This window comes from Acetivibrio cellulolyticus CD2, assembly GCF_000179595.2.
Classification (GTDB): Bacteria; Bacillota; Clostridia; order Acetivibrionales; family Acetivibrionaceae; genus Acetivibrio; species Acetivibrio cellulolyticus.
Genome location: NZ_JH556653.1, coordinates 1,847,114 through 1,852,008, shown reverse-complemented (window position 1 = coordinate 1,852,008; position 4,895 = coordinate 1,847,114). Strand labels below are relative to the sequence as shown.

At 36.8% G+C, this 4,895-nt stretch carries 3 protein-coding genes and 1 pseudogene; all 4 read left to right on the top strand.

Annotated elements, in window-relative coordinates; all coding sequences use genetic code 11:
• Positions 1–104 precede the first annotated feature (104 nt).
• Complete coding sequence (locus ACECE_RS0210215) at positions 105–1,607, top strand: RHS repeat-associated core domain-containing protein (protein ID WP_010681113.1); 1,503 nt, start codon at positions 105–107, stop codon at positions 1,605–1,607.
• Between the two features lie 91 nt (positions 1,608–1,698).
• Complete coding sequence (locus ACECE_RS0210210) at positions 1,699–2,280, top strand: hypothetical protein (protein WP_162862518.1); 582 nt, start codon at positions 1,699–1,701, stop codon at positions 2,278–2,280.
• A gap of 225 nt (positions 2,281–2,505) precedes the next feature.
• A pseudogene (locus tag ACECE_RS0210205) lies at positions 2,506–2,703 on the top strand (hypothetical protein); the annotation flags it as partial.
• A 10-nt stretch (positions 2,704–2,713) separates the two neighbouring features.
• Positions 2,714–4,895 (top strand): RHS repeat domain-containing protein (locus tag ACECE_RS27195; RefSeq protein ID WP_456049008.1); only part of this gene is annotated, 2,182 nt, incomplete at its 3' end.

Genomic DNA, 4,895 nt, shown 5'->3' with positions numbered 1-4,895 from the left:
AAATGTATATGACATAACAAATGGACCTAGCACTATAACAACCAATACCTATACTCTGTTAAACCAGACTCAAGACTACCGTGACAACAGGTATAAACCAGCAGATGGAAAACACGTATAATGCAGAGGGAAAGAGGGTTGCAAAAACCGTAGGCGGAACGACTGCAAGATACTTCTATGAGTATGACAATGTAGCATTTGAATACACAAACAGCGGGACAATAAGTGCATTCAATGTAATAGGAACCAACCTTATCTCAAGGGAAACAGGAACTGACAAGGTATACTATTTCTATAACGGACATGCTGATGTGACAGCCCTGCTGGATGCTACGACAAAAAGTATCCGCTCACAGTACAAGTATGATGAATTTGGTAATATAACCTCTGAGACCTACTATGACAGCACTGGAGAAGAGACAATAGATGAGAATGAAATAATAAAGAGCCAGATATTATATGCCGGATACCAATACGATGAGGAATCAAAGTACTATAACCTTCAAGCAAGATACTATGACCCGCAAACGGCAAGGTTCTTACAGCAGGATACATATATGGGTAGTGTAAATGATCCGTTAAGTTTGAATCTGTATGCATATTGTCATAATGAACCTATGATGTATGTTGATCCTACAGGGTATGCTGCTGCAAAGACAGCTGCTGATTTGTTGTACGATGTTTTAAATCAAAAAGAAGTATATGAAGAGGAGCAAGAAGGGCGCGATAAACTAAATTGGTGGAACCCAAAAAAGTATGTTAGAACAAAAGCACAAGAAGATGCTGCAGGAAAAGCAAGTAAAGATAGGAAGCTAATACTTGAAACGAAGGAATATAAGAATAATTCTCAATTTAAGGAGGCATATGATAAATACCTTAAGAAAAGCAATGGTGGTACAGGTGAAGATGTTAGTTCATTAATAGCAATTCTAACTTATTCCCAGAAAGTGGGACCTTCGTACCCTGATGCCTCTACTGGAGAAGCAAATAATAGTTCTAGCAATTCATCTTCTAAGGGGACGGGTAACCAAGTGTTTAAAGGAGAAAGTTGGCTTGCGTTGGCAGAAGGAAATATTCCTTATATCTATAGTACAAAGGATTCCAATCACAACCCATGGACAGGCAGTTTCAACTCAAGTGCAGATTTAACATTTGGAATTGGTCACAGCATCAAAACTGCTAATGAATTTAACATAATAAAGAATTTTATAGCAACACATACTGCTAAAGAGATAGCAGATGAAGTGCAGAGATATTTACAAAACGATTTGGCTGCTGCTGTGGAAACGGTAAATGATTTTTCAAAAAATAATAATGTTACTTTAAAGCAGAATCAATTTGATGCAATAGTCGCATTGGTATTTAATGTTCCTGCTTCGCTATCAAGTGGATCAGACCTTGCAGAAGCGCTAACAACATACGGTTTTAATAAGCAAAAAATCATTGATGGATTCACGTATACAAAATTTCAAGGAAGCAGAATAGATGGACTGGTAACGCGTCGAAACAATGAGCTTAATTTGTTTTTTAATGCGGATTACAATCATTATTATGATACAAAGCAAAAAGTAATTAATGCAGGGATTGCATACATACCGTATCTATAAATTTCTGTTTAGATTTAATTGTAGGCGAAGGGTGATGAAGCCCTCTGCCTACAAAATCCTTATAGTAGAGAGAATTGGAAAGGATGATTTCATGAAAAAATTAGTTTTATTTATTCCCCTTGTAGTATTGATTTTTATTTCTGTAATACTTATTAATGGCAAAACAAATATAAGTAACAGTGAAGCTTATGAGGATAATAAACAAATTTCTGCTCTAATAAATGGGTATAGTACGGAATATAACCATGAATATAAATTTGCGACAAAAAAAATCGAACAAATATTATATGGAAAATGGCAAGTTGGAGATACTGTAGGGTACAGTTTAAAGTACGATATTACAGGGGGCGCTTTAGATAATGGTACAATAGAGTTATCAAAAACTCACTTTATTAAATCAACTCTAAGTGGTTCAATGTATGAATATAAAAAACCTGTATTTGTGTACTATAACGAAACAGTAGAGCAGATGGCAAAAGACGATATACTTGGTAACTTTTCGGGAATAGAAGGAATAAAACCTGATACTATGGGTACAGTTGTTGTTGTAATGGCAATATCGCCTCATTCTATAAATGAGTATGACTTCATTTCGACTAAGTTTATTATAATCAATAATTATGTCATTGCTGTTGATATGTATTCATTTTACCAATTACAAAAGTGTGAGTAGTAAAATGAATCATGCGTTTTTGGTGTAGAAACATCGGGATGGTTCTGTTGCTTCGATTGATACACTCCTAGCAGAATGATGAACTTTGTAGTATTGGATTTAAGTTAGTACGTACCCGGCAAACCGATAAAAGTTATAGTCTTAAGTAGTGGTGTAAAATTGGCGGCTTAAAATTGTTGGAAGATATTGTTCCTTGAAAACAAAGCCACGATATGTTTTTCTACTATGTTAGTCCAAAACAAAAGTAGAGGAGGTCATATCGTGGCTATAAAAGACACAAGTAATATAATGCCACTAATCGATGAAATTTTCAAGCATTATGGACATGTAAAAGATGGAGATTTCATGAGAGAACTCATGGCATTAATTCTAAATAAATTGATGGAGGCTGAAGTTACATCACAAATTGGTGCTAATAAATACTAACGTACAGATGGTCTACTTTCAGTGTAAATCAACAGACAACGCCAATAAATACAAATATGATGCCTTAAACAGGCTTTACGAAAAGACAGATCCTATGAATGTAGCTTATGAAAAGCTGGAATACAATGCCCGTAGCTTGCAGGATAAATCCTATGATGCATATAACAGGCTCACAGAATATGATTATGACTGTAACGGAAGGCTTGTATCCACAACAGACCCGGAACTGCACGAGGCAAGTCAGGAATATGATAACATGGGCAATGTGCGTGTCAAACGTGATGGGGAAGAGAATGAAATTAAGTATGAATATGATATTTTAGGAAGGCTGGAGCATGTATATAATGATGAGTCGGAAACAACTCCAATGTCAAGCTATACCTACTATATAGACGGAACATTAAAGGAACAGAACCTTGGAGGCTATGTAACAACATACTATTACAACGCATCTGGAAAACTCAAAATGGTATGTGATCCAAACGGAATAGGAGTATCATCAAAGACTGAAACTTATGAGTATACACCCACAGGAGAGCTGATGGAAAAGCTCGATAGGAATGGGAAAAATACAACCTATGAATATGACTGTCATGGAAGGATGATAAGCCAGTTTACAGGCGATAGCAGCACATACGTACAGATAACAGTGCCGAATGAATCAACTGACATGGGATATGACGGAAACGGAAATCTTAAAAAGATAATAGTTGAGACAAAGGAAAATGGGGTTTTACAGAGCAGAGTCACAACGCAGAGAATCTACGATGAACTGAACAGGGTAAAAACAAAGACAGAAACATCAGTAGATGCAAACAACAATACAATAGTCATGGGTCCTGTAACATACAATTATGATATAATTACAGGAGTAAATGCAGGAGAAGTAAAGGAACAAAGTGTATACCCTGGAAGCAATAGCGTAGATAAGGTTTACGATGCAGCAGGACGGTTGAAGACAGTGACGTCTGACGGACAAACAACCGTATATGATTACTATGATGATGGAAGAAGAGAAAGTATAACATACAACGATAATTTCAGACAGGTATACACGTATTATGATGACGGGCTGTTGGATACCCTTACAAATCAAGTTAAGGACGATCAGGGAGTATTTGCTGAGTCAGAATACTATAAGTACTGCTATGATGGAGCCCATAATATGACCCAGAAGCAGGAACGTTTAGGAGGACCAACAGAGCCAACAGAGACAACATCCTACGCCTATGATTGCATGAACAGGCTGAAAAACATATATGAGCCTGATATAAATACTGCACAAAGGACAATAGCCTATACCTATGATTCAAGAGGAAACAGGGATACAGAGATAGAAACCATAACGGCAACCAATGAGGTGACATATACAAAATATGAATATACCGATAATAACAGGATTCAATATGTGACCAAGAGAGAGGATGACCAATACGGAAATATAATACAGAAAAGACTGTATCTCCATGACAGCAATGGCAACCTGAAAAATGTATATGACATAACAAATGGACCTAGCACGATAACCACCAATACCTATACTCTGTTAAACCAGCTCAAGACTACCGTGACAACAGGTATAAACCAGCAGATGGAGAATACATACAATGCAGAGGGAAAGAGAGTTGCAAAAACAGTAGACGGAACGACTGCAAGATACTTCTATGAGTATGACAATGTAGTATTTGAATACACAAACAGCGGAGCAATAAGCGCATTCAATGTAATAGGAACCAACCTTATATCAAGGGAAACAGGAACTGACAAGGTATACTATTTCTACAACGGACATGCTGATGTGACAGCCCTGCTGGATGCTACGACAAAAAGTATCCGCTCACAGTACAAGTATGATGAATTTGGTAATATAACCTCTGAGACCTACTATGACAGCACTGGAGAAGAGACAATAGATGAGAATGAAATAATAAAGAGCCAGATATTGTATGCCGGATACCAATACGATGAGGAATCAAAGTACTATAACCTCCAAGCAAGATACTATGATCCGCAAACGGCAAGATTCTTACAGCAGGATACATATATGGGTTCAGCAAATGACCCGTTGAGTTTGAATCTGTATGCATATTGCCATAATGAACCTATGATGTATGTTGATCCTACAGGGTATACTGGAGAAAAGTCAGCATTAACTTTAGTTAATGGAATAATTGCTGCAAAAAGGATGG